Annotated in this window: 21 protein-coding genes; 11 read left to right on the top strand and 10 right to left on the bottom strand. The window is 71.9% G+C overall.

Going from position 1 to position 25,591, the window contains the following annotated elements; all coding sequences use genetic code 11:
* Positions 1-25: 25 nt before the first annotated feature.
* Positions 26-442: a YbjN domain-containing protein gene (locus AMIS_RS34180; protein ID WP_014447038.1), complete on the bottom strand. Its 417-nt coding sequence runs from the start codon at positions 440-442 to the stop codon at positions 26-28.
* A gap of 86 nt (positions 443-528) precedes the next feature.
* Between AMIS_RS34180 and AMIS_RS34175 the strand changes: the two genes are divergently transcribed.
* On the top strand, positions 529-3,060 hold the full coding sequence (locus tag AMIS_RS34175) for an FtsK/SpoIIIE family DNA translocase (RefSeq protein WP_014447037.1): 2,532 nt from the start codon (positions 529-531) through the stop codon (positions 3,058-3,060).
* Here the strand turns inward: AMIS_RS34175 and AMIS_RS34170 are convergent.
* The 4 genes from AMIS_RS34170 to AMIS_RS34155 all read right to left on the bottom strand — a co-directional run bounded on the left by AMIS_RS34170 (position 3,011) and on the right by AMIS_RS34155 (position 6,546).
* Positions 3,011-3,496 carry a DUF3291 domain-containing protein gene (locus tag AMIS_RS34170; protein ID WP_014447036.1) on the bottom strand — a complete coding sequence of 162 codons (486 nt, stop codon included), beginning with the start codon at positions 3,494-3,496 and terminating at the stop codon, positions 3,011-3,013. The genes AMIS_RS34175 and AMIS_RS34170 overlap by 50 nt on opposite strands.
* A gap of 31 nt (positions 3,497-3,527) precedes the next feature.
* Positions 3,528-4,142 (bottom strand): helix-turn-helix transcriptional regulator, encoded by a 615-nt coding sequence (locus AMIS_RS34165; RefSeq protein ID WP_014447035.1) that lies wholly within the window; start codon positions 4,140-4,142, stop codon positions 3,528-3,530.
* On the bottom strand, positions 4,139-5,323 hold the full coding sequence (locus AMIS_RS34160; protein ID WP_014447034.1) for a glycosyltransferase 87 family protein: 1,185 nt from the start codon (positions 5,321-5,323) through the stop codon (positions 4,139-4,141). The genes AMIS_RS34165 and AMIS_RS34160 overlap by 4 nt, the downstream gene beginning before the upstream one ends.
* A gap of 89 nt (positions 5,324-5,412) precedes the next feature.
* Positions 5,413-6,546: a glycosyltransferase 87 family protein gene (locus AMIS_RS34155; protein WP_051042249.1), complete on the bottom strand. Its 1,134-nt coding sequence runs from the start codon at positions 6,544-6,546 to the stop codon at positions 5,413-5,415.
* Positions 6,547-6,769: 223 nt separating this feature from the next.
* Between AMIS_RS34155 and rimO the strand changes: the two genes are divergently transcribed.
* From rimO to pspM, 6 genes are all read left to right on the top strand, one after another.
* Complete coding sequence (rimO, locus tag AMIS_RS34150; protein WP_014447032.1) at positions 6,770-8,227, top strand: 30S ribosomal protein S12 methylthiotransferase RimO; 1,458 nt, start codon at positions 6,770-6,772, stop codon at positions 8,225-8,227.
* Positions 8,224-8,814, top strand: coding sequence for a CDP-diacylglycerol--glycerol-3-phosphate 3-phosphatidyltransferase (gene pgsA / locus AMIS_RS34145; protein ID WP_014447031.1), 591 nt, complete (start codon positions 8,224-8,226; stop codon positions 8,812-8,814). The genes rimO and pgsA overlap by 4 nt, the downstream gene beginning before the upstream one ends.
* A gap of 15 nt (positions 8,815-8,829) precedes the next feature.
* The gene (locus tag AMIS_RS34140) at positions 8,830-9,315 is read left to right on the top strand and encodes a CinA family protein (RefSeq protein ID WP_041831565.1); all 486 of its coding nucleotides are present in this window, start codon (positions 8,830-8,832) and stop codon (positions 9,313-9,315) included.
* 159 nt (positions 9,316-9,474) lie between these two features.
* Positions 9,475-9,846, top strand: a complete 372-nt coding sequence (locus tag AMIS_RS34135) for a helix-turn-helix domain-containing protein (RefSeq protein ID WP_014447029.1) — start codon at positions 9,475-9,477, stop codon at positions 9,844-9,846.
* A gap of 229 nt (positions 9,847-10,075) precedes the next feature.
* Complete coding sequence (locus tag AMIS_RS34130) at positions 10,076-10,936, top strand: PspA/IM30 family protein (RefSeq protein ID WP_014447028.1); 861 nt, start codon at positions 10,076-10,078, stop codon at positions 10,934-10,936.
* A 19-nt stretch (positions 10,937-10,955) separates the two neighbouring features.
* The gene (gene pspM / locus AMIS_RS34125) at positions 10,956-11,753 is read left to right on the top strand and encodes a phage shock envelope stress response protein PspM (RefSeq protein WP_014447027.1); all 798 of its coding nucleotides are present in this window, start codon (positions 10,956-10,958) and stop codon (positions 11,751-11,753) included.
* Here pspM and AMIS_RS34120 read toward each other — a convergent pair.
* Positions 11,707-12,501, bottom strand: a complete 795-nt coding sequence (locus AMIS_RS34120) for a DNA-formamidopyrimidine glycosylase family protein (protein WP_014447026.1) — start codon at positions 12,499-12,501, stop codon at positions 11,707-11,709. The genes pspM and AMIS_RS34120 overlap by 47 nt on opposite strands.
* A 128-nt stretch (positions 12,502-12,629) precedes the next feature.
* On the opposite strand from AMIS_RS34120, the gene AMIS_RS34115 reads away from it, so the two are divergent.
* Positions 12,630-13,367 carry a hypothetical protein gene (locus AMIS_RS34115; RefSeq protein WP_014447025.1) on the top strand — a complete coding sequence of 246 codons (738 nt, stop codon included), beginning with the start codon at positions 12,630-12,632 and terminating at the stop codon, positions 13,365-13,367.
* Positions 13,368-13,394: 27 nt separating this feature from the next.
* Here AMIS_RS34115 and AMIS_RS34110 read toward each other — a convergent pair whose 3' ends face one another.
* Positions 13,395-14,186 (bottom strand): SAM hydrolase/SAM-dependent halogenase family protein, encoded by a 792-nt coding sequence (locus AMIS_RS34110; RefSeq protein ID WP_014447024.1) that lies wholly within the window; start codon positions 14,184-14,186, stop codon positions 13,395-13,397.
* A gap of 71 nt (positions 14,187-14,257) precedes the next feature.
* Here AMIS_RS34110 and AMIS_RS34105 point away from each other — a divergent pair, with 71 nt between their 5' ends.
* Positions 14,258-15,184, top strand: a complete 927-nt coding sequence (locus AMIS_RS34105; protein WP_014447023.1) for an LLM class F420-dependent oxidoreductase — start codon at positions 14,258-14,260, stop codon at positions 15,182-15,184.
* A 147-nt stretch (positions 15,185-15,331) separates the two neighbouring features.
* Here the strand turns inward: AMIS_RS34105 and AMIS_RS34100 are convergent, their stop codons facing one another.
* The gene (locus AMIS_RS34100; protein ID WP_014447022.1) at positions 15,332-19,882 is read right to left on the bottom strand and encodes an ATP-dependent helicase; all 4,551 of its coding nucleotides are present in this window, start codon (positions 19,880-19,882) and stop codon (positions 15,332-15,334) included.
* A 127-nt stretch (positions 19,883-20,009) separates the two neighbouring features.
* Between AMIS_RS34100 and AMIS_RS44410 the strand changes: the two genes are divergently transcribed.
* A complete protein-coding gene (locus tag AMIS_RS44410) occupies positions 20,010-22,241 on the top strand; it encodes a serine/threonine-protein kinase (RefSeq protein ID WP_014447021.1) in 2,232 nt (743 codons plus the stop codon).
* 40 nt (positions 22,242-22,281) lie between these two features.
* Here AMIS_RS44410 and leuE read toward each other — a convergent pair whose 3' ends face one another.
* Together leuE and AMIS_RS34085 are read right to left on the bottom strand one after the other, a co-directional pair.
* Positions 22,282-22,938: a leucine efflux protein LeuE gene (leuE, locus tag AMIS_RS34090; protein ID WP_014447020.1), complete on the bottom strand. Its 657-nt coding sequence runs from the start codon at positions 22,936-22,938 to the stop codon at positions 22,282-22,284.
* Positions 22,935-24,185: a bifunctional pyridoxamine 5'-phosphate oxidase family protein/GNAT family N-acetyltransferase gene (locus tag AMIS_RS34085; RefSeq protein WP_014447019.1), complete on the bottom strand. Its 1,251-nt coding sequence runs from the start codon at positions 24,183-24,185 to the stop codon at positions 22,935-22,937. Before AMIS_RS34085 ends, leuE begins: the two co-directional genes overlap by 4 nt.
* 48 nt (positions 24,186-24,233) lie before the next feature.
* On the opposite strand from AMIS_RS34085, the gene AMIS_RS34080 reads away from it, so the two are divergent.
* On the top strand, positions 24,234-25,580 hold the full coding sequence (locus AMIS_RS34080) for an aminotransferase class I/II-fold pyridoxal phosphate-dependent enzyme (RefSeq protein ID WP_014447018.1): 1,347 nt from the start codon (positions 24,234-24,236) through the stop codon (positions 25,578-25,580).
* Positions 25,581-25,591 lie beyond the last annotated feature (11 nt).

Raw genomic sequence — 25,591 nt, 5'->3', positions numbered from 1 at the left:
GTACGTGCGTGAGGGGGCCCGTCGCTTACGCGGCGGGCCCTTTCAGTTCGCCCAGCGACTCGCCCAGCCGGCAGCCGGTGGCGATGCCGCAGAGCAGCACCTGGTCCAGCTGCTCGGGGGTCACGCCGCGTTCCCAGTCGGACGAGACCTCGCCCACCACGATCGCCTGGCCGTCGTCGGTCACCTGCACGTACGCCTTGGGCCACAGCTGGTCGCGGTTCCAGGCGTTGCAGAACTCGTACAGCTTCGGCACGTCGTCGACCGAGAAGACGTGCTGCATCATCGCCCGGATCTGCAGCATCTCCTTGTTCTGCCCGAGGCGGAAGAAGTAGATGAGGTTGCCCTGGAAGTTGCCGGCGATGTCGCCGTCGGCATCGACGAAGTACGCGAAGCCGCGCGCGTCGAGGGCGGCCTTGATCATGTCGTTATCGAGAGACTGCACGGCATAAGACTATTCGCCCAGAAAGCGAGAAGCTGTCACGGTGCGCCTTCTCGGCGGAATGGCCCGCGCGGGCTACCGTGACATCCATGGCGGGCCGTACTCCTCCGGCGAGCCGGGGTCGCGCCGCGTCCACGCCGCGCGGCGCCGCTACCAACCGTGCCCGTCAACCGGCGGCTCGTAAGCCGGCCGCGCGCACCGGTGCCACCCGCAAGGCCACCGCGCCCCGCAAACGCCCGGTCGCCCGGCGCTCCACGGCGGGCGCCACCCTGGCGACCGGCCTCGGCCGCGGCGTCGGTGCGCTCTGGATGGGGATGGCGCACAGCGTCGGCTGGGTCTTCCGCGGGGTGGGCCGGCAGGCCGCGACCGCGCGCAACATCGACCCGGAGCACCGCCGCGACGGCGCCGGCCTGCTCCTGCTCGGCTTCGCGATCCTGGTGTCGGTGGCGGTCTGGGCGAACAGCGGCGGACCGGTCGGCACCTGGCTGGCCGACACCATCCGGCTCTTCCTGGGCAGCCTGTCGGCGCTCTTCCCGCTGCTGCTCTTCTACGGCGCGATCCGGCTGATGCGCGAGCCCGCCGATCCCGACCACCGGGGGCGCACCCTGGTCGGCTGGACGGCGATCATCATCGCCACCGCGTCGCTCATGCACGTCTCCGGCCGGCCGGCCGACGACCTGGCCATGGACCAGGCCGGTGGGCTGCTCGGCTACGGCATCGGTGGCCTGCTGGAACGCGCGGTGACCGCCTGGGTGGCCGTACCGTTGCTGGTCCTGCTCTTCGTCTTCGGTTTCCTGGTGATCACCGCGACGCCGATCGCGCGGATTCCGGACCGGATCGTGCAGGTCATCGATCTGGTGTCCGGCCGTGCCGCGCCCCGCCAGCCGGCCGCGGTGATCGACGAGGAGGAGGACGAGGCGCCCGCCCCCAAGCCGCGCCGCCCGTCGCCTCGTCGCCGCCAGGCCGCGCTCGCCGATCCGGTCGAGGCCGTCCCGATCCCGGTGGACCCGCCGGACGACTTCGACGAAGAGATCATCCTGCACGACACGGTGCCGCTGCCGAAGCAGCCGGCCGCCGGCCGGAAGAAGCCGCCGCCGGAGCACTCGCCGATGCCGCCGACCCGGGCCGAGCAGCTGGAGATCTCCGCGCTCAACGGCGACTACCGCCTGCCGCCGGCGAACATCCTGGCCGCCGGTCCGCCGGCGAAAGCGCGCAGCCGCGCCAACGACGAGATCATGGCAGCACTCACCGGCGTCTTCGAGCAGTTCAATGTGGACGCGTTGGTCACCGGCTTCACCCGCGGCCCGACCGTCACACGGTACGAAGTGGAGATCGGTCCGGGCACCAAGGTCGAGCGGATCACCCAGTTGTCCCGGAACATCGCGTACGCGGTGAAGTCCCCGGACGTGCGGATCCTCAGCCCGATCCCGGGCAAGAGCGCGGTCGGTGTGGAGATCCCGAACACCGACCCGGAGAACGTGTCGCTCGGTGACGTGCTGCGCTCCCGCGCTGCCGCCGCGGACCACCACCCGATGCTCGTCGCGCTCGGCAAGGACATCGAGGGCGGGTTCGTGGTGGCGAACCTGGCGAAGATGCCGCACATCCTGATCGCCGGCGCCACCGGCGCGGGCAAGTCGAGCTGCCTGAACTCGCTGCTGGTGAGCCTGCTGACCCGGGCCACCCCGGACGAGGTGCGGTTGCTGCTGGTCGACCCGAAACGGGTGGAGCTGACCGCGTACGAGGGGATCCCGCACCTCGTCACGCCGATCATCACGAACCCGAAGAAGGCCGCGGACGCCCTGGAGTGGGTGGTCGCGGAGATGGACAAGCGGTATGACGACCTCGCCGCCAACGGGGTGCGCCACATCGACGACTTCAACCGCAAGGTCCGCAGTGGCGAGATCACGGCGCCGCCCGGGGTCGAGCGGGAGATGAAGCCGTACCCGTACCTTCTGGTGATCATCGACGAGCTGGCCGACCTGATGATGGTGGCGCCGCGCGACGTGGAGGACTCGGTCGTCCGGATCACCCAGCTGGCCCGGGCCGCCGGCATCCACCTGGTCCTGGCCACCCAGCGGCCGAGCGTCGACGTGGTCACCGGCCTGATCAAGGCGAACGTGCCGTCCCGGCTGGCGTTCGCCACGTCCAGCCTGGCCGACTCGCGGGTCATCCTCGACCAGCCGGGCGCCGAGAAACTGCTCGGCCGCGGTGACGGCCTGTTCCTGCCGATGGGCGCCTCGAAGCCGGTGCGCATCCAGGGCGCCTGGGTGGACGAGAAAGAGATCCACTCGGTCGTCAAGTTCTGCAAGGACCAGCGCGAGCCGGAGTTCGCCGAGGGTGTCACGGACGCGCCGCCGAGCAAGAAGAAGGAGATCGACGAGGAGATCGGCGACGATCTCGCCCTGCTGATCCAGGCCATCGAACTCGTGGTGACCAGTCAGTTCGGCTCGACGTCGATGCTCCAGCGCAAGCTGCGGGTCGGGTTCGCCAAGGCGGGCCGCCTGATGGACCTGATGGAGACCCGCGGGATCGTCGGCCCGTCCGAGGGGTCGAAGGCCCGGGACGTGCTGATCAAGCCGGACGAGCTGGAAGAGACTCTCGCGTCGCTGCGCGTGGACTAGGGAAGACCTGCCGGAAGCTGAAGGCCTCGGCGGTCGGGCCGGCGGCGGCCAACCGGCCCAGCCGGGAGATCCCCTGGCGCAGCGTGGGGCGCTTGCCGGCCGGGATCCACCACAGCACCAGCGCCGTCTCGTGCCCGTGCGGAACGAACCACTCGCGGCGGCGGCGCAGGTAATCGAGGTGTTCGCTCTGGTAGGCGTATGCCCGCAAGTGCTCGACCGATTCCCAGACCGAGAGCGTGTAGATCCGCATCGGGTCGGTGGGCGCGGCGATCGTGCCGTCCCCGTTCTCTCCCTCGAGCCGCCAGACGAAGCCGGGCGAGCGGTCGGCCAACGCGTTCATCAGGCTGAGGCCGGCGACGAACTCGGCCATCGACGGGTCTTCCAGCGGGGCGAGCAGCCGGGCGGTGTTGATCTGGGCCAGGTGGAAGTCGGTCATGACCTCAGCTCACCAGCCCGGCCTTCTAAAGTCAATCAGTTTGCTTTTTAGACAACGTCACGCAGCACCGGCCAGGCGCCGCGTCCATCCGGGCGGTCCACTCGCTGCCCTCCACGATCCCCTCGACGAGTGCCAGGTTCATCCCGCAGATCAATGGGGGGAACTGCTCGGCGAGCTGGTGGAAGGGGCAGTTCCGGAAGATCGCCGTGTGGTCGGAGAAGTCGGGCTCGTAGCCGAGCGCGGACAGGTCGCCGAGTGAGCGGCCGTGTGCCCGTGCCACCTTCGCCAGGGCCTCGTCCGCCCCGAGCCGCTCCAGGGTCTCGGCCAGCAGCCCGGCGGCGGTGCGGTAGGCGCGCGGCGGCACGCTGACCGAATGCTCCGCCGCGGTGAGGTGGTAGAGCTTGGCGGGACGCCCGGCGCCGGGGCCGGTCCGGCCCGACCGGCGGGCGTACGACACCTCGAGCAGTCCCGCGTCGACCAGTTTGTCGAGGTGGAAAGCGGCGAGCGACCGGCCGACGCCGAGCGCCTCGGCCACCTCGTCCCGCCCGATCGGCGCCGGCCGCGCGTCCGACACGGCGCGGTATGCGTCCCGCCGTACCCTGTCGGTGAGCGCGGCGATGGCCGCGAGGTCTTCCGGGTTCGTCACCCGGCAATCGTATTGCTAACCGGCGTTGGCGCTAGAGAGCCCCGGAACAGGCGGCCGACGAGTGTGGCGAGCGCCGCGAGGACCAGCAGCGTGAGCAGCCGCAGATCCACCGGCGCCGGCTTGGCCTGCACCAGATAGGTCTGGTAGGTGATGATCGACGCGGCCTGCACCAGCACCGGGACGAACCAGAGCTTGCGCGGCGCCCAGAACGCGGCGACCACGGTCAGCACCTCGGCCAGCATGAAGTACCGCTCGTGCATGCCCGGCAGCAGGAACGGCGCCATCAGCGCGGACGCCGCCGCCAGGTAGACGACGTGCTCGGTGTCGAGCTCCACCCGGCGCGCCAGGAGCAGGAAGACCAGGGCGAGGAACGCGGCCACGGCGAAGAGCACACCGGCGGTACGGACCATGTCCAGGTACTGCGGCGCCGGGCGCAGGAAGGAGTAGATGCTCGGCGCGCTGTAGGTGAGCTGCGGGAACTTGCCGGTCTGGTTCGCGTAGATCAGCATCAGCTCGCCGAACGGCCGCCCGGCGAGCCACGCCGGCACCGCGAACAGCACGTAGGCCGCCGGGATGGTGATCACGCACCGCCACCGCAGGCGGCCGGTCAGCAGCAGAGCGGCGAGAACCGGGAAGAGGAAGATCGCCTGCAGCTTGAAGGCGAAGGCCACACCGATCAGCGCGGTACCGACCCACGGCCGGCCGCGGAGCAGGTAGTAGAGCCCGGCCACCGCGAACGAGCTGTAGATCGTGTCGCACTGCCCCCAGTACGCGCCGTTGAGCACGACGGTCGGCAGCAGCAGCACGGTGAGCCCGGCGAGCAGCGGCATCCGCCAGCCCGGACCGCGCAGAGCCACGATCCGGGCGGCGTAGACCGCCAGCACGGCGTCGAAGACCACCGAGCCCAGTTTGATCCAGGCCAGGACGTCGAGCGGCGTGTGCTGGGACAGCCAGACGAAGCCGGTGAGCAGGTAGAGGTACGGGACGTTGTAGTCCGCGAACTGGAATTTCAGCGCGGCGAAGCCACCGTTCTCCGCGATGAACCGGGTCCACGGGTCCAGGTACCAGAGCCAGTCGTAGGTCTCCAGTCCCAGCCCGAGAAGGCGTACCGCGACAGCCACCGCGACCAGCGCGATGGTGAGCAGCAGCTCCGGCGCAGCCCGTTTTCTTTCTCCGTCCAACGTCGCTCCCCGTCAGCGCGATCGACACAGATGGACGGAAGATACCGGTACCAGCGTTTTCGGGCGCTCCTGCGAGAGCTAGGTCTCACTCAGACGGGCTGCGGGACCCGGGCCGTCTCCTCCACCGGCGCGGGCGTCGGTGCCTCCGCCTGCACCGGTACGGGTGGATCGGGCTCCCGGTCGTGGCGGAGCAGCCGGGACGCGGTGGCGACCAGCGCCGCCCCGGTGAGGAGGGCGAGGATCCGCAGATCGACGACCTCCGGAGTGCCGAAGAGGTAGTCCTGGTACTCGGCGAACGTGGCCGCCTGGGTCAGCAGCGGCACGTACCAGAGCTCGCGGGGCAGCCAGAACGCGGCGACGACCGCCAGCACCTCGGCCTGGAAGAAGTACCGCTCGTGCATGCTCGGCAGCAGGAACGGCACGAGGATGCTGAACGTCGCGAAGAGCAGCACCGTGCCGGTCCGGTCGAACCGGATCCGCCGGATCAGCAGCACGCAGATGACGACCAGCACGGCGGCGACCGCGAGCAGCGAGCCGGCGGTCCGGATCGTGTCGAGCTGCTCGCCGGGCCGGACGTACGCGTAGATCGACGGCGCGCCCAGTGTCAGGCCGCCGTACTGGCCGGACTGGTGCAGGTAGATCAGCATGAGGTCGCCGAACGGCCGGCCGGCCAGCCACGCCGGCACCGCGCAGAGCAGGTAGACCGCCGGGATCGTCAGCAGGTGCCGCCAGCGGATCCGCCCGGCCAGCAGCAGGGTCAGCAGGGCCGGGAAGACGAAGATCGCCTGGAGTTTGACGGTGAGGCTGAGCCCGAGCAGCGCGACGCCCCACCAGGGCCGGTCCCGCAGCAGGTGGTAGAGCCCGGCCAGGGTCAGCGCGGTGTAGATCGAGTCGCACTGGGCCCAGTAGGCGCCGTTCAGCACGACGGTGGGGAGCAGCAGCACGCTCACGGCGGCGAGCGCCCGGATCCGCCAGTCCGGCCACCGCAGTCCGACGATCCGCCCGGCGTAGTACGCCATCACCACGTCGAACGCGACAGAGGTCAGCTTGACGAGGAGCATCATGCCGAGCGGGGAGTGGGTGGCGAGCCAGGTGAGCGCGGTCAGGACATAGAGGTACGGAACGTTGTAATCGGCGAAATCATGCGCGAGGGCGTCGAATCCGCCGTTCGCCGCGATGAATTGCGCCCACGGCCGCAGAAAGCCCTCGTAGTCGCCGGACACCAGGCCGAACCCCAGGTAGCGCAGGGCCCCCGCGATGACGGCCAGGGCTAGAATGAGCGTTACTTCCGGGAAAATCCCCCGATTTCGGAATGGCTGCACAAATCGAGAAATCTACCTGGGTGACATTTACCCCACGTATTGACCTTGATGAACAATTCGTGTTCTGCGGGTTACCGGCCGAGCGGACGAAGTCGGTGCTTCAGAAGGCCGCTAACCTTACGGGGTGTCTGCAACCCCTTCTTCCCGCCGCGTCGCCCTGCTGACCCTGGGCTGCGCCCGTAACGAGGTCGACTCGGAAGAGCTCGCCGCCCGTCTCGACGCCGGGGGCTGGGAGGTGGGCACCGACGCCGAGGGCGCCGACGTGGTCGTCGTGAACACCTGCGGCTTCGTGGAGAAGGCGAAGCAGGACTCGATCGACACGCTGCTCGCGGCCGCCGACACCGGCGCCAAGGTGGTGGCCGCCGGCTGCATGGCCGAGCGGTACGGCAAGGAGCTCGCCGACAACCTCCCCGAGGCGAACGCGGTCCTCGGCTTCGACGACTACACCGACATCACCGACCGGCTCGACGCCGTGCTGCGCGGCGAGAGCCTCGACGCGCACACCCCGCGGGACCGCCGCGAGCTGCTCCCGATCACTCCGGTGGAGCGGCGCGCCGCCAAGGTCGTCGTCCCCGGTCACGCCACCGTCGACGAGCACACCCCGGCCCACCTGCGCACCGTGCTGCGCCGCCGGCTGGACACCGGCCCGGTGGCGTCGCTCAAACTGGCCAGCGGCTGCGACAGGCGCTGCTCGTTCTGCGCGATCCCGGCGTTCCGCGGCGCCTTCGTCTCCCGCGACCCGCAGGAGCTGCTCGCCGAGGCGGAGTGGCTGGCCAAGACCGGCGTCCGCGAGCTCGTCCTGGTGAGCGAGAACAGCACGTCGTACGGGAAGGACCTGGGCGACCCGCGCCTGCTGGAGAAACTGCTGCCGCAGCTCGCCGCGGTCGACGGCATCGTCCGGGTGCGCGCCAGCTACCTCCAGCCCGCCGAGACCCGCCCCGGCCTGGTCGAGACGATCGCCACCACGCCCGGCGTCGCGGCCTACTACGACCTCTCCTTCCAGCACTCCAGCGAGACGGTGCTGCGCCGGATGCGCCGGTTCGGCTCCACCGAGCGCTTCCTCGAGCTGCTCGACTCGGCCCGCAGGTTCGCGCCGCAGGCGGGCGCCCGGAGCAACTTCATCGTCGGCTTCCCCGGCGAGACCAAGCAGGAGTACGAGGAGCTGGTCCGCTTCCTCAACGAGGCCCGGCTCGACGCGATCGGCATCTTCGACTACAGCGACGAGGACGGCACCGAGGCCGCCGGCATGACCGGCAAGGTCCACCAGGAGACCGTCCAGAAGCGGTACGAGCGGATCACCGCGCTTGCCGAGGAGCTGTGTGCCCAGCGCGCCGAGGAGCGGATCGGCGCCACCGTCGAGGTGCTCGTCGACACGATCGAGGGCGACGAGGTCGAGGGCCGCGCCGAGCACCAGGCCCCCGAGGTCGACGGCTCCACCACGCTCGTCGCCGGGGAGAGCGGCGTCGACCTGTCCGCCCTGCGCCCCGGTGACCTGGTCCGGGCCACCGTCACCGGCACCGAGGGCGTCGACCTGATCGCGGTGCCGGTGGAGATGATCTCGGCAGCGCCGGTGGCGCGGTGACCAACGAGCCTGCTCCGGTGCCCGCGCCGCGCGTGGTGTCGCTCTACAACGCGGCGAACGCGTTGACCGTGGTCCGGATCGTGCTCATCCCCGTCTTCGTGGCTCTGGTCATCGCGTCCGAGATGACCGACCCGGACTGGCGGATCGCCGCCTGTCTGGCGTTCTGCGTGGCCTCCGCGACCGACTTCGTGGACGGGTGGATCGCCCGCCGGTGGCATCTGGTCACGTCGTTCGGCAAGGTCGCCGACCCGATCGCGGACAAGGCCCTCACCGGTACGGCTCTGGTGCTGCTCTCCGCCTACGACCACCTGCCCTGGTGGGTCACGATCGCCATCCTGGTCCGCGAGTGGGGAGTCACCGCTCTGCGGTTCTGGGTGATCCGGTACGGCATCATTCCGGCCTCCCGGGGTGGCAAGCTCAAGACCGGGCTGCAGATCGTGGCGATCGCCTGGTACCTGTGGCCGGTTCCGGAATCGGCGCGCCTGATCGGGGTATGCCTCATGGGCGCCGCGCTCGTGGTCACCGTGGTGACCGGGGTGGCGTACCTGGTGGAGGCGTTGCGCTTGCGGGCGGGCGCACGGCGGTAGGAGTTCGTGGTGGAGATGTCAGTGGCCGCGGCGGCAGCGGTGCACCAGCTCGTCGAGCGGCATGAGACGCTGGCGACCGCCGAGTCGCTCACCGGTGGCCTGGTGGCCGCCACCATCGTGGAGATCGCCGGCGTCAGTTCGGTGTACCGAGGGGGAATGGTGGTCTACGCCACCGAGCTCAAGGCGCGGCTCGCCGGCGTACCGGAGGAATTGCTCGAAGAGCGGGGGCCGGTGGACCGGGACGTGGCCGCCGAGCTCGCGTCCGGCGCCCGCGAGCGCTGCGGCGCGGACTGGGGCCTGGCCACCACCGGCGTCGCGGGCCCGGAGCCACAGGGCGGCAAGCCGGTCGGCCTGGTGTATGTCGCCGTTTCCGGCCCGGGGGTCGCCGAGGTGCGCGAGCTGCAACTCGACGGAAACCGGGACGCCGTCCGCACCGAAAGTGTGACGGCCGTCCTGCAATTGCTCACCGACGCTCTCCGCGCCACACCGGCTCGCGCCTGAACTGGGAATTCTCCCGGTCCCATGATCGTTGTCCGGATAGGCCGCCGGCCGGTGGGTCCGGGAATTCGGCGGGGCGGGATGTCGGCATGGCTCGCGCCAGGTACGGTTGCGGGAAGCCTCCGGCGTATGCCGGCGGCCCCGCCCGCAGGAGGAGGTGCCATGGTCCTGCTACGCCGCGTTATCGGCGACGCACTTCGGGCGCGCCGGCAGGGACAGCACCGCACGCTGCGCGAGGTGTCGACAGCTGCGAATGTGAGCCTGGGATACCTGTCCGAGATCGAGCGCGGTCAGAAAGAGGCGTCCAGCGAGCTGCTCGCGGCGATCTGTGACGCGCTCGGGGCCCGCCTCTCCGAGTTGCTCAGTGAGGTCAGCAACACTCTCGCCCTCGCGGAGAACATGGAAGGCGTGCTCGTCCCGGTCGAGGACAAGGCGACGGATGGAAACGTCTCCGTCTCGGTGCGCCAGGACTCACCGCTGAAAGCGACGCTGCACGCGACACGGAAGAAGCGGGACGTCGTCTACGCTGCATGATCATCTTTTCGGGGGCGCACCGGGCGGGTTCCGGTGCGTTTCTGTGTCTGCGGCACGTGTCGTCCGGCCCGGGGGAGCGTAGCCTCGAAGCCGGGGGAGAACCCTGAGATCCCCCGTAGGACACGTGACGTCACTGGCGTCGGGCTGACACGATGGGGTTCGCGCCACCGAGGCTCACCGGGCCGAGGCAGCGCGTCCGGCGGAGCGACATTTGAGGGGACACCACGAGATGGCGAATCCGTTCGTCAAGGGCTGGCATTACATGATGGCGCTCTTCGGCGCGAAAATCGATGAATACGCCGACCCGAAGGTTCAGATCCAGCAGGCCATCGAGGACGCCCAGCGACAGCACCAGGCGCTCGTGCAGCAGGCCGCGGCCGTCATCGGCAACCAGCGGCAGCTCGAGATGAAGCTGTCCCGGCAGATGTCCGAGGTCGAGAAACTGCAGGGCATGGCCCGGCAGGCGCTCGTGCTGGCCGACCGTGCCCGCGCCGGTGGCGACGAGGCCGAGGCCCAGAAATACGAGGCGACCGCGCAGACGCTGGCGACCCAGCTGGTCTCCGGCGAGCAGTCGATGGAAGACCTCAAGACCCTGCACGACCAGGCGCTCGCCGCGGCCGGCCAGGCCCGCAAGGCGGTGGAGAACAACGCGATGGTGCTGCAGCAGCGCATCGCCGAGCGCTCCCGCCTGCTGAGCCAGCTCGAGCAGGCCAAGATGCAGGAGACCGTGGCGAAATCGCTCGAGTCGATGTCGCAGCTCGCCGCGCCGGGCAACACCCCGTCGCTGGACCAGGTGCGCGACAAGATCGAGGAGCGCTACGCGAACGCCATGGGTCGCGCCGAGCTCGCCTCCAACTCCGTCGAGGGGCGGATCCTGGAGGTGCAGAAGTCCAGCCTGGACCTGGCCGGCTCGTCCCGGCTGGAGCAGATCCGGGCCAGCATGGCCGGCGAGAAACTGGGTGGCACCGCGGCGCAGCCCGCCGTCGGCCAGTCCACCCCGCCGGCCGCCGACCCGGCCAGCGTGGCCCGGCTCGACGAGATCCGCGCCAGCATGAACCAGAAGCGGGGCGACACCACCGCTGCCGGCTGAGTTCGGGGAGGACTGACGGGTGGACGAGCGGACCAGGTATTTCCGGCGGCTCAAGCGGCTGCGCGGCGCGGCACGCCGGTGGAGCGTGCTCGGGGCGGGGTTCACCGGCGCCGCGGTGGTCCTGACGCCCTACGCGGGGATCGGCATCGCCGACGCCGCGTGGGCGGCTGCCGCCGGCGGCTCGGCCGTGCTCGCCTGGTTCCGCTGGAGCGACCACCGGGAGCTCGCCGCGACACCCGCGCCCCCGCCGCCGCCCCCGGCGATCGGCTCGCCGAAACTGACGGCCGCGCTGGAGCGCATCCCGGCCGGCCGCACGGTCCTGCAGGAGGTCCGCCGGCAGAAGAACCGTTACGCGCTGCGCGGCTCCGCGATCGCCGACAGCTGGGACCGGCTGGACCGCGCGTCGCAGACCATGGCGGGCCTCAGCGGCCTGCTGACCGGGCTCGGCGAGCCGGCCGCGATCGAGGCGGCCGGCGCCGAGCAGTGGCTGCGCGAGCTGGGCCAGCGGGTGGCGAGTGTGGAGCGGGCCATCCCGCTGAGCCACCCGGACCGGCGTGAGGTGCTGGAGCGCTCGCACGCGGGTCTGGCCGAGCAGTTCACCGAGGGCGTGCTGGAGTACGAGAACCTCGTCGCCGCCGCCGCGAGTTACGTCGCGGAGGACGGGCATCCGGTCGCCGACAGCCGCCACCCGGCGTACTTCGGTCTGATCGAGGCGGCCGACCGGCTGCGTGGTTTCGCGGAGGGCCTGGCCGAGCTGCGGACCAACGAGATCAAGATTCCGTCGGAGCGGGCTGGCAGCGCGGACACCAGTAAGTGACGCGCTCGTCCTGCTCGGCTTTCTGGATGGCGCTGCCGCAGCGGCGGCACGGCTGGGCCCGCCGGCCGTAGACATAGCTGGTCTGCCCGCGCCGCAGCGAGCCGGTCGTGGTCTGCGTCCACCGGCCCCGGTTGGACGCCACCAGTTTCTGCGCCATCGTGACGGTCCCCAATAGATCCTGCACCCGCTCCACCGGCGTCCACGGCCAGAGACCGCGCAGGAACAGCGTCTCCGCCTTGTAGAGGTTGCCCACACCGGCCAGGTTCCGCTGGTCGAGCAGCGCCTCCGCGATCGACGCCGACGGTTTCGCGCTGATCCGGCGGACCGCCTCCGCCGGATCCCAGTCGGCGCCGAGCAGGTCCGGGCCGAGATGACCGACCAGTTTCTCCTCCTCGGCGGTCGGGATCAGCGTCACCTCGTGCAGGTGGTACCCGACCGCCACCGACCGCGCGGTCCGCAGCACCACCCGGATCAGGTGCGCCGGCCGGGCCGTCCAGCGCTCCCCGGGCGCATAGGCACGCCAGGCCCCCTCCATCCGCAGATGCGAGTGGAGGGTCATTCGTGTGGTGCCTTTCGTGAGGCGTAGCAGCAGGTGCTTCCCGCGGCTAGCCGACTCGGCCACGGTCCACCCGGTCAGGTCGGTGGTCGCCAGCCGCGGCACCCGGAAGTCCGACCCGGTCAGCACGTCACCGCTGAGCGCCTTCTCCAGCACGCGGGCGGTGTTCCAAACGGTGTCCCCTTCCGGCATGCCTCCATTCTTAATCGGTTCTCCCGGCGGCCGCGCGCTGACATCTCTTAATCGGTTTTCCCGGCGGCCGCGCGCTGACATCTCTTAATCGGTTTTCCCGGCGGCCGCGCGCTGACATCCTGGCGCGCATGGACTTGGACATCGCCCCGCTCGCCGGCCGCACCGCGCTCTTCGACGAACTCGAGGGCGGCTGGCCGGTGTTCATGTCGAAAGACCCGACAGGCGTCTTCTACTACCGTCACTTCGAGGAGTTCTGGCCGGAGTTCACGCTGCTCGCGGTGGACCGGAAGACCGGCCGCGCGGTCGCGAAGGCACACGCGGTGCCGCTCTCCTTCACCGGCGACATCGCCGACGGGCTCCCGGAGACCGGCTGGGACTGGGCGATCCGCACCGCAGCCCTCGACCGCCTCGCCGGCACCAAGCCGACGATCGTCTCCGCCCTGGAAATCATGATCCGCCCGGACCTGCGCGGCAGCGGCCTCTCCGGCGTCATGCTGAGCGCCATGCGCGACAACGTGGCCCGGCTGGGATTCACCGACCTGATCGCGCCGGTCCGGCCGAGCGGCAAGACCGCTCAGATCACCAAACCCATTGACGTGTACGCCTATGAGCAGCGTCCCGACGGCCTCCCGGTGGACCCGTGGCTGCGGGTCCACGTGCGTGCCGGCGGCCGGATCGTCAACGTGGCGCACCTGAGCATGGTCTACGGCGGGACGCTGGAGCAGTGGCGGTCGTGGACCGGCCTGCCGTTCGACACGACCGGCCCGGTGGAGGTGCCGGGGGCGCTGTCACCGGTCCATTGCGACGTGGCCCAGGACCACGCCGCCTACGTGGAGCCCAATGTCTGGATCCACCACCGCATCTGACCCGGTCGCCGTGTTGTCCTGCGGCCCCTATCGGCGCTCGGCGATGCGGATCATGTCGCCGGGGCGGACCGACAGGACCACGACCGCGCGGCCGTTGTTCACCGCGATCGCCACCCGGTCCGCGGAGTCCGCGAAGACCAGCAGCTCACCGGCGTTCACGTCGGCGAACGTCGTGCCGCGCCGTGCCCGCACGTTGCCGTTCAGGGTGAGTTCCGGTCCCAGGCCGGACAGCATCGATCCGCCGGCCGCCAGCTGCACGTTGCCGAACCGGTCGACGGTCAGCACCTCGGCCTCGATCCAGCCGTCCCCGATCGTCACGACAGGGTCCGGAAGGCGTACCAGATCGGGGGTTGCCACGGACGGCCCGGCATCCGCGGCAGGCGCGCCCGCCGCCAGCCGGGCCGCGGCCGGCGCGAAGAGGTCACGGCCGTGGAAGGTGCGCGAGACGTCGCCGAGCGTCCAGTCCTTGTTGCTCAGCTCGTGCGCGGACTCGATCCCGCCGAGCGCCTCGGCGGCCCAGATCAGCAGGCCGTTGTCGGGGCCGACGAGCAGGCCGTTCGGCGTGGTCAGCACGATGCCCCGGCGGGCCGTGCCGACGCCCGGGTCGACGACCGCGAGGTGCACCGACGGCGGCAGGTAGGGGGCGGTCTGCGCCAGCACCGCCGCACCCCGGGTGACATCGGCCGGCGGTACGTGGTGGGTGACGTCGATCACTCGGGCCTGCGGAGCGACCCGTGCGATCGAGCCATGGCAGGCCGCGACGAAACCGTCGAACGTGCCGTAATCGGTCGTAAAGCTGATCCATTCATAACCGGCCATGGTGCTTCACGTTACTGCCTGTGCTTTCCAAGCGCGGGGCAGGCACGCCGCCATCGTGGCAGTGTTGATCCATGCGTCTCGTGATCTTCACCGAACCCCAGCAGGGCGCCAGCCACGACGACCTCCTGCGGGTGGCCAAGGCTGCCGAGGACAGTGGCTTCGACGGATTCTTCCGCTCGGACCACTACGTCAAGATGGGCGACGTGTCCGGCATGCCCGGCCCGACGGATGCCTGGATCACCCTCGCGGCGCTGGCCGTGCAGACGTCCCGGATCCGGCTCGGCACGCTGGTCAGCTCCGCCACGTTCCGGCTGCCCGGCCCGCTGGCGATCGCGGTGGCCCAGGTCGACGCGATGAGCGGCGGCCGCATCGAGTTCGGCCTCGGCGGCGGCTGGTTCGACACCGAGCACCAGGCGTACGGCATCCCGTTCCCGCCCGTCGGCGAGCGCTTCGACCGGCTCGAGGAGCAGCTGGAGATCATCACCGGCCTCTGGAAGACGCCGGTCGGCTCGTCGTTCTCCTTCGACGGCAAGCACTACCAGCTCACCGACTCGCCGGCGCTGCCGAAGCCGGTGCAGTCCCCGCTGCCGGTCGTCATCGGCGGCCACGGCAAGAAGCGCACCCCCGCCCTCGCGGCCCGCTACGCCACCGAGTTCAACGTCCCGTTCTCCAAGATCGAGGACCTGCCGGCCCAGTACGACCGGGTCCGCGCCGCCAGCACCGCGATCGGCCGCACCACGCCGCCCGACTTCTCCGCCGCGGCGGTCCTCTGCGTCGGCCGCGACGACGCCGAGGTGCGCCGCCGGGCAGCGGCCATCGGTCGCGAGGTCGAGGAGATGCGCGAGAACGGCGGCATCGTCGGCACGCCGGCCGAGGCCGTTGAGATCATCAAGCGGTACGGCGAGGCGGGCGCGGGCCGGTTGTTCCTGCAGGTGCTGGACTTGTCCGACATTGATCACGTCGAGCTGGTGGCGTCCGAGGTGGCCCCGCAGCTGTAGCGAGCGCGATAGCCGGAGGGTGCCGACGGCAGGGCCGAGCGGCGGTCGCTCGCCGCTCGGCACCCGCCGTTCGTCGCGCGGCACCCGCGGCACGACCCCGCCCGTCAGGCCGGCCGCGCCCCAAGCGAGCCGCCCCGGATCCCTCGCCTAAGCGCGCAACCGCAACCCCCGAGGCGTAGCCCTGAACCCCGCCGCCGTCAACGCGTCCCGCAGCGGCGAAGCATTGACCGACTCCCCGTCCGCCCGCTCCACCGACAGCGCCCCCAACGCCCCCGACCGCACCGCCGCCGCCAGCGACTGCCCGGCCGCGACGAGTGCCTCCGGATCGTCGGTGAACGACAGCAGGGTTCGCCCGCCCCGCTCCACATAGAGCACCACGTCCCCGCCGACGAGGACCACGAGCGCGCCGGCTTTGCGTCCCGCCCGATGACCGGCCTTGGCGACCGGCTCGCCGTCGCCGCTGTCCACCACCCGGTCCGGCCAGGGCAGGGCAGCGCCGTACGGGTTGGCCGGATCAGTGGCGGCCAGCACCACGGCGCCCGGCCCGGTCCGCTTGGCGAGCTCGGCGGGCTCGGCGAGGGCACGCAGCCGGTCCACCGCACCCGGCACCGCGAACTGGGCCGCCCCGAGTCCCTCCACGAAGTAGCCCCGCCGGGCCGCCCCGCGTTCCTCCAGTGCGGCCAGCACCGGGTAGACGGCAGCGAACCCGCCCGTGACGCCTTCCGCCATCACCGCCCCGCGGGTCACCACCCCGTGCCGTTCGAGCAGCAGGTCGGCGAGCGCGGCCGCGCGCCGGGTCGGGTCGAGGTCGCGGTCGGGCAGCCGGGACCAGCGGCCCACCATGTTCAGCGGGCCGGTGCGCGACGGCATGGCCGGGCGGCCCGGACGCCGGTAGCGGGACCGGGCCGGCGCGGCTTTCGCCCGGTGCGCTCCGCTGCCGCCGAGCAGCGCCCGCACCGGCGCGAGCGTGTCGTTGGTGAGATGCCCGGCCCAGACCAGGTCCCAGATCGCGGCGGCCAGGTCGGTGTCGTCGGTGGAGCCGACCCGGTCGGAGAGCGATCGGAAGAACAGGGCCTGCCCGTCGCCGAGCGCCTCCAGCACGGTCTGGTGCAGTGGCGTGGCGGCGAACTCCTCGTCGGGTGGGGGGAGAAGCAGCGGGGCGCTGTCCGCGTACGCCAGGGTCACCCACCCGTCCCCGCCGGTGATCGAGCCGGACCCGGCCCACAGCACCTCGCCGCTGGCGCACAGTTCGTCGAGCTGCGGCGGTGCGTAGTCGGCCACCCGCGCGGGCAGCACCAGCCGCTCCCACGCCGAGGCCGGCACCGCCACGCCCTGCACCTGCTCGATCGCGGCGGCCACCGCGTCCACGCCGCGGGCGTTGCCGCCGACCTGCTGCCAGCGGGGGAGAAACGCGGCGAGCACCCGCGGCGGCACCGGCTCGATCTCGCGGCGCAGCGCGGCCAGCGAGCGCCGCCGCAGCATGCGCAGCACCTCGGCGTCGCACCACTCGGTCCCGGCGCCGCCGGGGGAGAACTCGCCGGAGACCACCCGCCCGGTCGCGCTGAGCCGTTTGAGCGCCTGCTCCACGACGAACACCCCGAGACCGAAGCGCGCCGCGCAGGTGGCGGCGAGGAACGGCCCATGGGTACGCGCATACCGCGCCACCAGGTCCCCGAGCGGATCCGTCACCGACTCCAGGTAGGCCTCGGGGATGCCGACCGGCAGCGCCACCCCGAGCGCGTCCCGATAGCGCCCGGCGTCGTCGATCCCGATCCACCGCTCCTCGCCGGCGACCCGGATCCGGATCGCCCGGCGCGCGCTCTCCAGGCTGATCGCCCACTCCTCGGGCGCGCCCCGCGACGCCAGCTCGGCCGCGGACAGGTCACCGAGCAGCCGCAGCAGCTCGGCCGTGTCCTCGGCGTCGCGTGGTGTGCGCTGCTCGGTGTGCCACTGCAGCTGGGCCTCGGTCTCGGCGACCACGCCCGGATCGAGCAGCTCCCGCAGGTCGACCCGGCCGAGCAACTCGCCGAGCAGGGTGGAGTCGAGGGCCAGCGCGGCGGCGCGCCGCTCGGCCAGAGGAGCGTCCCCCTCGTACAGGAAGGCTCCGACGTATCCGAAGAGCAGTGACCGGGCGAACGGGGAGGGCCGCTGGGTCTCGGCCTCGACCAGGCGGACCTTGCGCCCGGAGATCTCGCGCATCAGCCCGGCCAGGCCCGGCACGTCGAAGACGTCGCGCAGACACTCACGGGCGGCTTCCAGGGTGACCGGGAAGTCGGCGAACTCGCGGGCGACGTCGAGCAGCTGCGCGGACCGCTGGCGCTGTTGCCAGAGCGGCTGGCGGCGGCGCGGGTCGCGGCGGGGCAGCAACAGCGACCGGGCGGCGCACTCACGGAACCGGGACGCGAAGAGGGCGGACGTGCCGACCGACTCCTCGACGATCTGCGCGATCTCCTCCGGGTCGAACGCGACGAGGTCGGCGCCGGGCGGCTCGTCGGCGGTGTCCGGCAGGCGGATCACGATGCCGTCGTCGGAGGGCATGACCTGGCCGTCCACCCCGTACCGCTCGGAGAGCCGGCGGCCGATCGCCAGTGCCCAGGGCGCGTTGACCCGTGCGCCGAGCACACAGTGCACGGTCATCCGCCAGTCGCCGAGCTCGTCGCGGAACCGCTCGACCACGATGGTCCGGTCGTCCGGCAGGTGGCGGGTCGCCTCACGCTGCTCCCGCAGGTACGCCACGAGGTTGCCGGCGGCCCACTCGTCCAGCCCGGAGTCGCGCAGCGTGGCCGTCGCCTTCTCGTCGCCGGCCCGGGCGAGCCCGCGCAGCCGGGCCCCGATCGCCCGGCCCAGCTCGATCGGCCGGCCGGGGGAGTCGCCTTTCCAGAACGGCATCCGGGCCGGCGCTCCCGGCGCGGGGGAGACCAGCACCCGGTCGGGCGTGATGTCCTCGATCCGCCAGGACGTGGACCCGAGGAGGAAGACGTCACCGACGCGTGACTCGTACACCATCTCCTCGTCGAGCTCGCCCACCCGCGAAGCCCGCTCCGAACCGGCCAGGAAGACCCCGAAGGTCCCCCGGTCCGGAATGGTGCCGCCGCTGGTCACGGCGAGGCGCTGGGCGCCGGGCCGGCCGGTGAGCTCGTCGGTGCCGCGGTCCCAGACCAGCCGGGGGCGCAGCTCGGCGAAGGCGGTCGACGGGTAGCGCCCGGAGAGCATGTCGAGGACCGCGTGCAGCGCCGAGTCGGGCAGCTCGGCGAAGGGCGCGCACCGGCGCACCAGCGCGGCCAGCTCGTCGACCTGCCAGGCGTCCATCGCGACCATCGCCACGATCTGCTGGGCGAGCACGTCGAGCGGGTTGCGCGGGTAGCGCAGCTCCTCGATCGCGCCCTCGCCCATCCGCTCCGCCACCACCGCGCAGGAGAGCAGGTCACCGCGGTGCTTGGGGAAGACCACGCCCCGCGAGACCGCGCCCACCTGGTGCCCGGCACGGCCGATGCGCTGCAGCCCGGCCGCGACCGACGGCGGTGCCTCGATCTGCACCACCAGGTCGACGGCGCCCATGTCGATGCCGAGCTCCAGGCTGGAGGTGGCGACGACGGCCGGCAGGGTGCCGGATTTCAGCGCCTCCTCAATCTGTTTGCGCTCCTCACGGGAGACGCTGCCGTGGTGGGCGCGGGCCACCACGGCAGGTGCGCCGACGGTCGCGCCGGCCTGCGCCATGACCGCGGCGGGCATCGTGGTGACCACGGGGACGGGCTCCCCTGATCGCTCCACCACCAGCTCGTTCAGCCGGGCGCAGAGCCGCTCGGCGCCGCGTCGCGAGTTCGTGAAGACGATCGTGGAGCGGTGCGCCTCGATCAGGTCGAGGACCCGCTCCTCCACGGCCGGCCAGATCGAGGGCGTGTGCCGCCCGCCGCCCGGGTCGTCGGCGTCGAGGTCGGGGACCTCGTCGAGGCGGGTCATGTCCTCCACCGGGACCTCGACCGAAACCTCGATGGTCTTGGCGCTGGGTGGCTGCACGATCTCGACCGGCTGGGCGCCGCCGAGGAACCGGGCCGTCTCGTCGATCGGCCGGACCGTCGCGGAGAGGCCGACCCGCTGCGCCGGACGCTCCAGCAGCGCGTCCAGCCGTTCCAGGGAGAGCGCCAGGTGCGCGCCGCGCTTGGTCGCCGCGACCGCGTGCACCTCGTCGATGATCACCGTCTCGACGCCGCGGAGCGAGTCGCGCGCGGCCGACGTGAGCAGCAGGAACAGCGACTCCGGCGTGGTGATCAGAATGTCCGGCGGGGTGCGGGAGAAGAGCCGTCGCTCCTCGGCGGGGGTGTCGCCGGTGCGCATCCCCACGGTGATCTCGGGTGGGGGCAGGCCGAGCCGGCCGGACGCCTGCCGGATGCCGGTCAGCGGCGCCCGCAGGTTGCGCTCCACGTCGACCGCGAGCGCCTTGAGCGGGCTCACGTAGAGCACCCGGCATCGCCGGCGGGCCTCCTCGGGCACCGGCTCGCGCGCCAGTTTGTCCAGCGACCAGAGGAAGGCCGCGAGCGTCTTGCCGGAGCCGGTCGGGGCCACCACCAGCGCGTTCCGCCCCGCTCCGATCGCACGCCACGCTCCGGCCTGGGCGAGCGTGGGCGCGGCGAACGCGGCCGTGAACCACTCGCGGGTGGCCGGACCGAACGTTTCGAGCACCTCTCGCATGCCGACCATCCTCTCTCGGGGGTCCGACAATTTCTGGGTACGGGCGGAGCCAGTCCCGAGCGGCGACCGGGTGATCGTCGTTCCGTGGGCGGTCTGTGCTGATTATCCTGATACCCGACGTGATGGGTGGGTGCCGATGGCGGTCAGGCAGATGCTCGTCGCCGGCCGGTACCGTCTTCTGGAGCCGGTCGGCGCCGGGGGAATGGGGCGCGTGTGGCTGGCCCGCGACGAGATGCTCCACCGGGACATCGCGATCAAGGAAATCGTTCCTCCTGACTGGATGAGCGGCGCCGAGCAGGACCGTCTTCGTGAGCGCACCCTGCGCGAGGCCCGCAGTGCCGCCCGGCTCAGCCACCCGCACGTGGTCCGGGTCTACGACGTCGTGCACGCCGACGGCATCTCCTGGATCGTGATGGAGTACATCCCGTCCCGCTCCCTGCACCAGGTCCTGCACCAGGAGGGCCCCTACGACCCGGCCGGCGCCGCCCGGATCGGCCTGGCGGTGCTCGACGCGCTCGACGCCGCGCACCAGGCCGGCGTCCTGCACCGCGACGTGAAGCCGCACAACGTGCTGATCGGCACCGACGGCCGCGTGGTGCTGACCGATTTTGGTCTCGCCACCTTCGTCGATGACGGCACCGTCACGATGCCCGGCCTGATCGTCGGCTCCCCGCAGTACGTCTCACCGGAGCGCGCCCGCGACGGCGCCTCCACCGTCGAGTCGGACCTGTGGTCGTTCGGCGCGACTCTCTACGCCGCCGTCGAGGGGCACTCGCCGTACGCCCGGGAGACCGCGATGGCCACCCTCGCGGCGCTCGCCACCGAGCCGCCCGACCCGCCGGTCCGGGCCGGGCCGCTCACCCCGATCCTGGCCGGCCTGCTCCGCTACGAACCCGCTGACCGGCTCACCGCCGCCGAGGTGGAGAGCCGGTTGCTCGCCATCGTCGCCTCGGACCACCGGGACAGCCCGCTGGTGCCGGGACAGCGCAGGCCCCGGCGCTCGCCGGTCGAGGAGCCGGCGAAACCCGACGAGGAGCCGTCCGGCGAGGTCTGGTTCGTGGCCGCGCCGGAGCCGGCGCCGGACGACGAGCCGCTGAGCGTCGGCGACTGGCACTCCCAGGACTCCGGCCTGGTCTGGTCCGGTCCTTCAGCGCCGGCGCTGAAGGACCGCAGTCCCTCAGCGCCGGCGCCCGAGCCGCCGGCCGAGAAGTGGCAGGACATCCCCGAGACCGGAAATGATCCGTTCCTCACGGGCGTGATCACGCTGTATGGGGGCCCGCTTACCGTACGGGGGCCGGTGCGAACGCCCGAAATCGCGGAAATTCCGGTAGCCAGAGAAAAGCCCGAAAGCCCGGCAGAGCCCGAAAGCCCGGCAGAGCCCGAGACCGCGGCAGAACCCGAGACCCCGGAGAGGCCCCCGCCCCCGGAAAGGCCCGTGGGCAAGGCGCTCCTGCCGGTCATCGTCCCCCCGCAGGCCGCGCCGATCCCCGTGCGCCCCGCCCGTGCGCCCCGCCCCAAGCTGATGATCGCCGCCGTCCTGGTCCTCCTCCTCGCCACGGGCCTCCTCGCCGGCCTGCTGACCAGGGACGACACCCCCGGCACCGTCGTCCTGCCGCCGGCTGACACGGTCCTGCCGTCCCTGAAGCCCTCAACGGGAGACCCGGCGCCGAAGCCGACAGGCAAGCCCGCGCCGGCATCCAAGCCCGCGCCGGCATCCAAGCCCGTGCCCACCTCCCCGCAGGCGGAATCCCAGCCGATCACCAAGGAGCCGGTGGCCTCACGGAAAGCCACCCCGCGCCCCGGCGGCTTCTCCCCGATCGTCTGCGACGCCGCCCCACCGGCAGGGCTCCCCGCCACCCCGCAGAAGGGCGCCGCCCGCGGCGTCAACGGCTGGACCCTGCAGGCCGGATGGTCCTATTTCACCGACGGCTCCGGTTTCCACCTGGCGGTCCCGGACGGCTGGACCTATCAGCGGATCGGCACCCTGTACTGCTTCCGCGAACCGACCGGCGCCCGGACGATGAGCCTCGACACCGGCCGTGACCCGGCCCTCAGCCCGGTGAAGGCCTGCCGCGCCGAGGACCGGCGCCTCCGCAAAGAGGGCAGAATCCCCGGGTACGCCTCACTCGGCGTCGCCGCCGTGCCACTGCTCCACCAGGCCGCCGACTGGGATGTCCGTTACCGCGACGACGGGACGCTGCGCCGGGTCAGCACCCGATGGCTGACGGTCGGCGACGACGCCTTCGCCATCGGCTGGGCCACCCCCGACACCGACTGGGCCACCCACCTCGACGAGCTCCGGATGGTCCGCACCACGTTCTACACCGACCACCCGCCGGACCCCGCCGACGCCGCCCGCCGCAGCTGAGACGGGAGCGGAGACCTGAGGCGAGATCTGAGGGACCGGGTCAGCCCGCGCTCGCCGTCGCCAGCTTGATCCCGAACCCGACGAAGAGTGCGCCCACACCCGTCGAGGCGCCCGCGGCCAGTCGCCGCCGCTGCTGGAACTGCCCGGCCATGAACCGCCCACCGAAGATCAGCGCGCTCAGGTACAGCAGGCTGAAGAACTGCACGACCGCGCCGAGCACCAGGAACGACAGCGCCGGATGCGGGTACCCCGGCTCGACGAACTGGATGAAGAAGGAGATGAAGAAGAGGATCGCCTTCGGGTTGAGCAGGCTGATCACTGCGGCCCGCCGGAACGGGTGCTGCAGCCCCGGCATGTCCTCGGTGGTGACGGTCGTGGCCCCGCCCCGGTTCCGCCACCGGCCCCACGCGCTGCGGATGATGTTCACACCGACCCAGAGGAGGTAGGCGGCCCCGGCGTACTTCAACACCAGGAACAGCGGAGGGTACGTGTTGAGCAGCGACGCCACCCCGGTTGCCGACAGGATCATGAGGACCGCGTCGCCGAGGAACACCCCACCGGCGGCCAGGTAACCGGCCCGCACACCGCGCCGCGCCCCGACCGACAACACGAAGATCGAGTTCGGCCCGGGCAGCAGGATGATCGCCACCACGCCGAGCACGTAGGTCCAGAAGTCGGTGATGCCCAGCACTGTCATGCCTCTCGCGTCGCAGCCGCCAGACGATCGCGCAGCCGCTGCGCTGCGGCCGGCCACTCGTCGGCCGTCATCGCGAACATCACGGTGTCCCGCCAGGTGCCGTCGGGCCGCCGCCGGTGCCGCCGGATCACGCCGTCACGGCTGGCGCCGAGGCGGGCGATGGCACGCTGGGAGCGCTCGTTGCGGACGTCGGTGTACCAGAACACCCGCTCGGCGCCGAGCACGTCGAACGCCCGCTCCAGAAGGAGCAGCTTCGCCTCGGTGTTGACCCCGGTCCGCCACCATTTCCGGCCGACCATGGTGTAGCCGATGGCGACGGCCTTCAGCTCCGTGTCGATGTCGTGGTAGGTGGTGAGGCCGACCACCGTACCCGTCGTGGGGTCGATCTGTGCCCAGGCGCAGCGGTGCCCCTGCCATTGCCCGCGCAGGAGCATCGCGACGACGTCGGCGACCTGCTCCGGCCGGTCCGGCCGGGCGACCGGCATGTGCTGCCAGACCTCGTCGTCGGCGAGCGCCGCGAACAGGCCCGGCACGTGACCCGGCGTCAGCGGCTCGAGCCGCACATGCTCGCCCTCCAGCACGACCGGCGTCTGCCATGCCGACGGCGATCCCGGCAGGTAGGCCGGGGGCGCCTGGGTCACCCCGGCGTCGGGCTCCGGCGGGCCGGCAACGGTACGCAACGGCAGGACGCCCGCCCAGTACGGCAAGTCCAGGTCCTCGGGCTCGTCGCCGACCCCGCCGGAACGCACCCGGACCGACACCTCGGCGAGCGGGAGCGCCAGCAGGCTGGTCTGCGCGAGCTCGCGCCGGTCGCCGGGCCGGCTGTCCGCCGAGCGCCCCGGACCGACCTTGTCGGCGATGGCGGTCAGCACCCGCGCCTTCTCCGCCTCGTCGGTCACCGGCCGGGCGGCGCCGTGCACGACCACCGAGCGGTAGTTGGCGCTGTGGTTGAACTGGGATCGCGCGTAGACGATCCCGTCCAGCAGCGTGACCGCGACGCAGAGCGGGATGCCCTCGCCGCGGGCCGCCAGCATCATCCGGGAGCCGGTGGAGCCGTGCAGGTAGAGGGTGTCGCCGACCCGGACGTGCAGGTTCGGGAGGACGCAGGGCTCACCGTCCACGACGAAACCGACCGCGCAGTCGAGCGCCTCGTCCAGAATGGCGTGAGCGAGCTCCCGGTCATACCGCATCTTGTGGCGGCTGCGGGTGGCGGTGGTGCGCTCGGTCGGCTGATAGAGGTCGGTCATCGGTGGGTCTCCTTGCGGGGAGCGCTGTACTAGTACAGAATCGCATCTGTGGCAGAACAGTATCAGGTCGATGGCCGGAGCGCCGCCGAGATTTCGGCGAGCATCGAGGCGGGCGTGCTGCGCGGCGACTGGGTCTTCGGCGCCGCGCTGCCGTCGGTGCGGGTGCTGGCCGACGCGCTGCACGTCAGCCCGGCCACCGTGTCGAAGGCCTATCAGGAGCTGCGCCAGCGCGGCGTCGTCGAGACCGAGGGCCGGCGCGGCACCCGGGTGCGGTCCCGGCCCGCCGTCGCGATGCTCCGCGCCGACCTCGCGCCACCGGTGCCGGCCGGCGTCCGCGATCTCTCGTCCGGCGAGCCCGACGTGCGCCTTCTGCCCCCGCTCGGCCCCTCGCTGGCGGCGGTCGCCGCCGAGACCGGCCCCCCGCAGGGCTATGCGTCGGCGGTCACCATGCCGGAGCTGATCGACGCGGCCCGCCCCCGCCTGCTCGCCGAGGGGGTGCCGGTCACCGGCGCGTCGATCGCCGTGACCGCCGGCGCCCTCGACTCGATCGAGCGACTGCTCACCGCCCATCTCCGCCAGGGCGACGCGGTCGCGATCGAGGACCCGGGCTGGGGCGGCCTGATCGACCTGCTCGCGGCGCTCGGCCTGCGCCCGCTCCCGGTCGCCGTCGACACCGAGGGGATGGACCCGGAGGCGCTGGACGCCGCGCTGCGGTCCGGCGCGCGGGCCACGGTGATCACGGTCCGCGCGCAGAACCCGACCGGCGCCGCCGTCTCCGAGCCCCGTGCGGCCCTGCTGCGTGAGCTGCTCACCGCCCATCCCGGCGTGCTGGTGATCGAGGACGACCACGCCGCCGAGCTGGCCGACAGCCCGCCGCACTGCGTCGGCCCGGTGACCGGTTCCTGGGCGTTCGTCCGCTCCGCCTCCAAGCCGTTCGGCCCCGACCTGCGGATCGCGGTGATGGCCGGCGACGAGACCACGGTGGCCCGGGTGGTGGGCCGGATGCGGATCGGCATGGGCTGGGTCTCCACGATCACCCAGCGGCTGCTGCTGCGGCTGTGGCGCGATCCGGAGGTCACCGAGCAGGTCGCCGAGGCCGCGCGGGCCTATGCCGCCCGGCGCGAGGGCCTGCTCTCCGCCCTGCATGCGCAGGGAGTTCCCGCCTTCGGCGAGACCGGGATCAACGTCTGGGTCCCGGTTCCCGACGAGCTGCGGGCCGTCTCGTCGCTCCGCGACCGGGGGTACGGTGTGGCCCCCGGTTCCCTTTTCCGGATCCGCTCGGCCCCCGGCATTCGCATCACGGTCAGCACCCTGTCGGCTGAAGAGATCCCATTTCTGGCCGAAGCGGTCGCCGCCTCCGTCCGTACCCGGGGGGTGGCTCTTCCGTTCCGTTGATTCTCGTCCCC

Origin of the sequence: Actinoplanes missouriensis 431, assembly GCF_000284295.1 — a bacterium.
GTDB lineage: Bacteria > Actinomycetota > Actinomycetes > Mycobacteriales > Micromonosporaceae > Actinoplanes > Actinoplanes missouriensis.
This window is presented reverse-complemented; position numbering and strand designations above follow the sequence as displayed.

Coding starts and splice junctions, on each gene's coding strand:
- AMIS_RS34140 (WP_041831565.1), top strand. CDS start 8,830: ATGTCAGTGGCCGCGGCGGCAGCGGTGCACCAGCTCGTCGAGCGGCAT.
- AMIS_RS34170 (WP_014447036.1), bottom strand. CDS start 3,496: ATGACCGACTTCCACCTGGCCCAGATCAACACCGCCCGGCTGCTCGCC.
- AMIS_RS34130 (WP_014447028.1), top strand. CDS start 10,076: ATGGCGAATCCGTTCGTCAAGGGCTGGCATTACATGATGGCGCTCTTC.
- AMIS_RS34120 (WP_014447026.1), bottom strand. CDS start 12,501: ATGCCGGAAGGGGACACCGTTTGGAACACCGCCCGCGTGCTGGAGAAG.
- AMIS_RS34175 (WP_014447037.1), top strand. CDS start 529: ATGGCGGGCCGTACTCCTCCGGCGAGCCGGGGTCGCGCCGCGTCCACG.
- AMIS_RS34115 (WP_014447025.1), top strand. CDS start 12,630: ATGGACTTGGACATCGCCCCGCTCGCCGGCCGCACCGCGCTCTTCGAC.
- AMIS_RS34110 (WP_014447024.1), bottom strand. CDS start 14,186: ATGGCCGGTTATGAATGGATCAGCTTTACGACCGATTACGGCACGTTC.
- AMIS_RS34105 (WP_014447023.1), top strand. CDS start 14,258: ATGCGTCTCGTGATCTTCACCGAACCCCAGCAGGGCGCCAGCCACGAC.
- AMIS_RS34085 (WP_014447019.1), bottom strand. CDS start 24,185: ATGACCGACCTCTATCAGCCGACCGAGCGCACCACCGCCACCCGCAGC.
- leuE (WP_014447020.1), bottom strand. CDS start 22,938: ATGACAGTGCTGGGCATCACCGACTTCTGGACCTACGTGCTCGGCGTG.
- AMIS_RS34135 (WP_014447029.1), top strand. CDS start 9,475: ATGGTCCTGCTACGCCGCGTTATCGGCGACGCACTTCGGGCGCGCCGG.
- AMIS_RS44410 (WP_014447021.1), top strand. CDS start 20,010: ATGGCGGTCAGGCAGATGCTCGTCGCCGGCCGGTACCGTCTTCTGGAG.
- AMIS_RS34100 (WP_014447022.1), bottom strand. CDS start 19,882: ATGGTCGGCATGCGAGAGGTGCTCGAAACGTTCGGTCCGGCCACCCGC.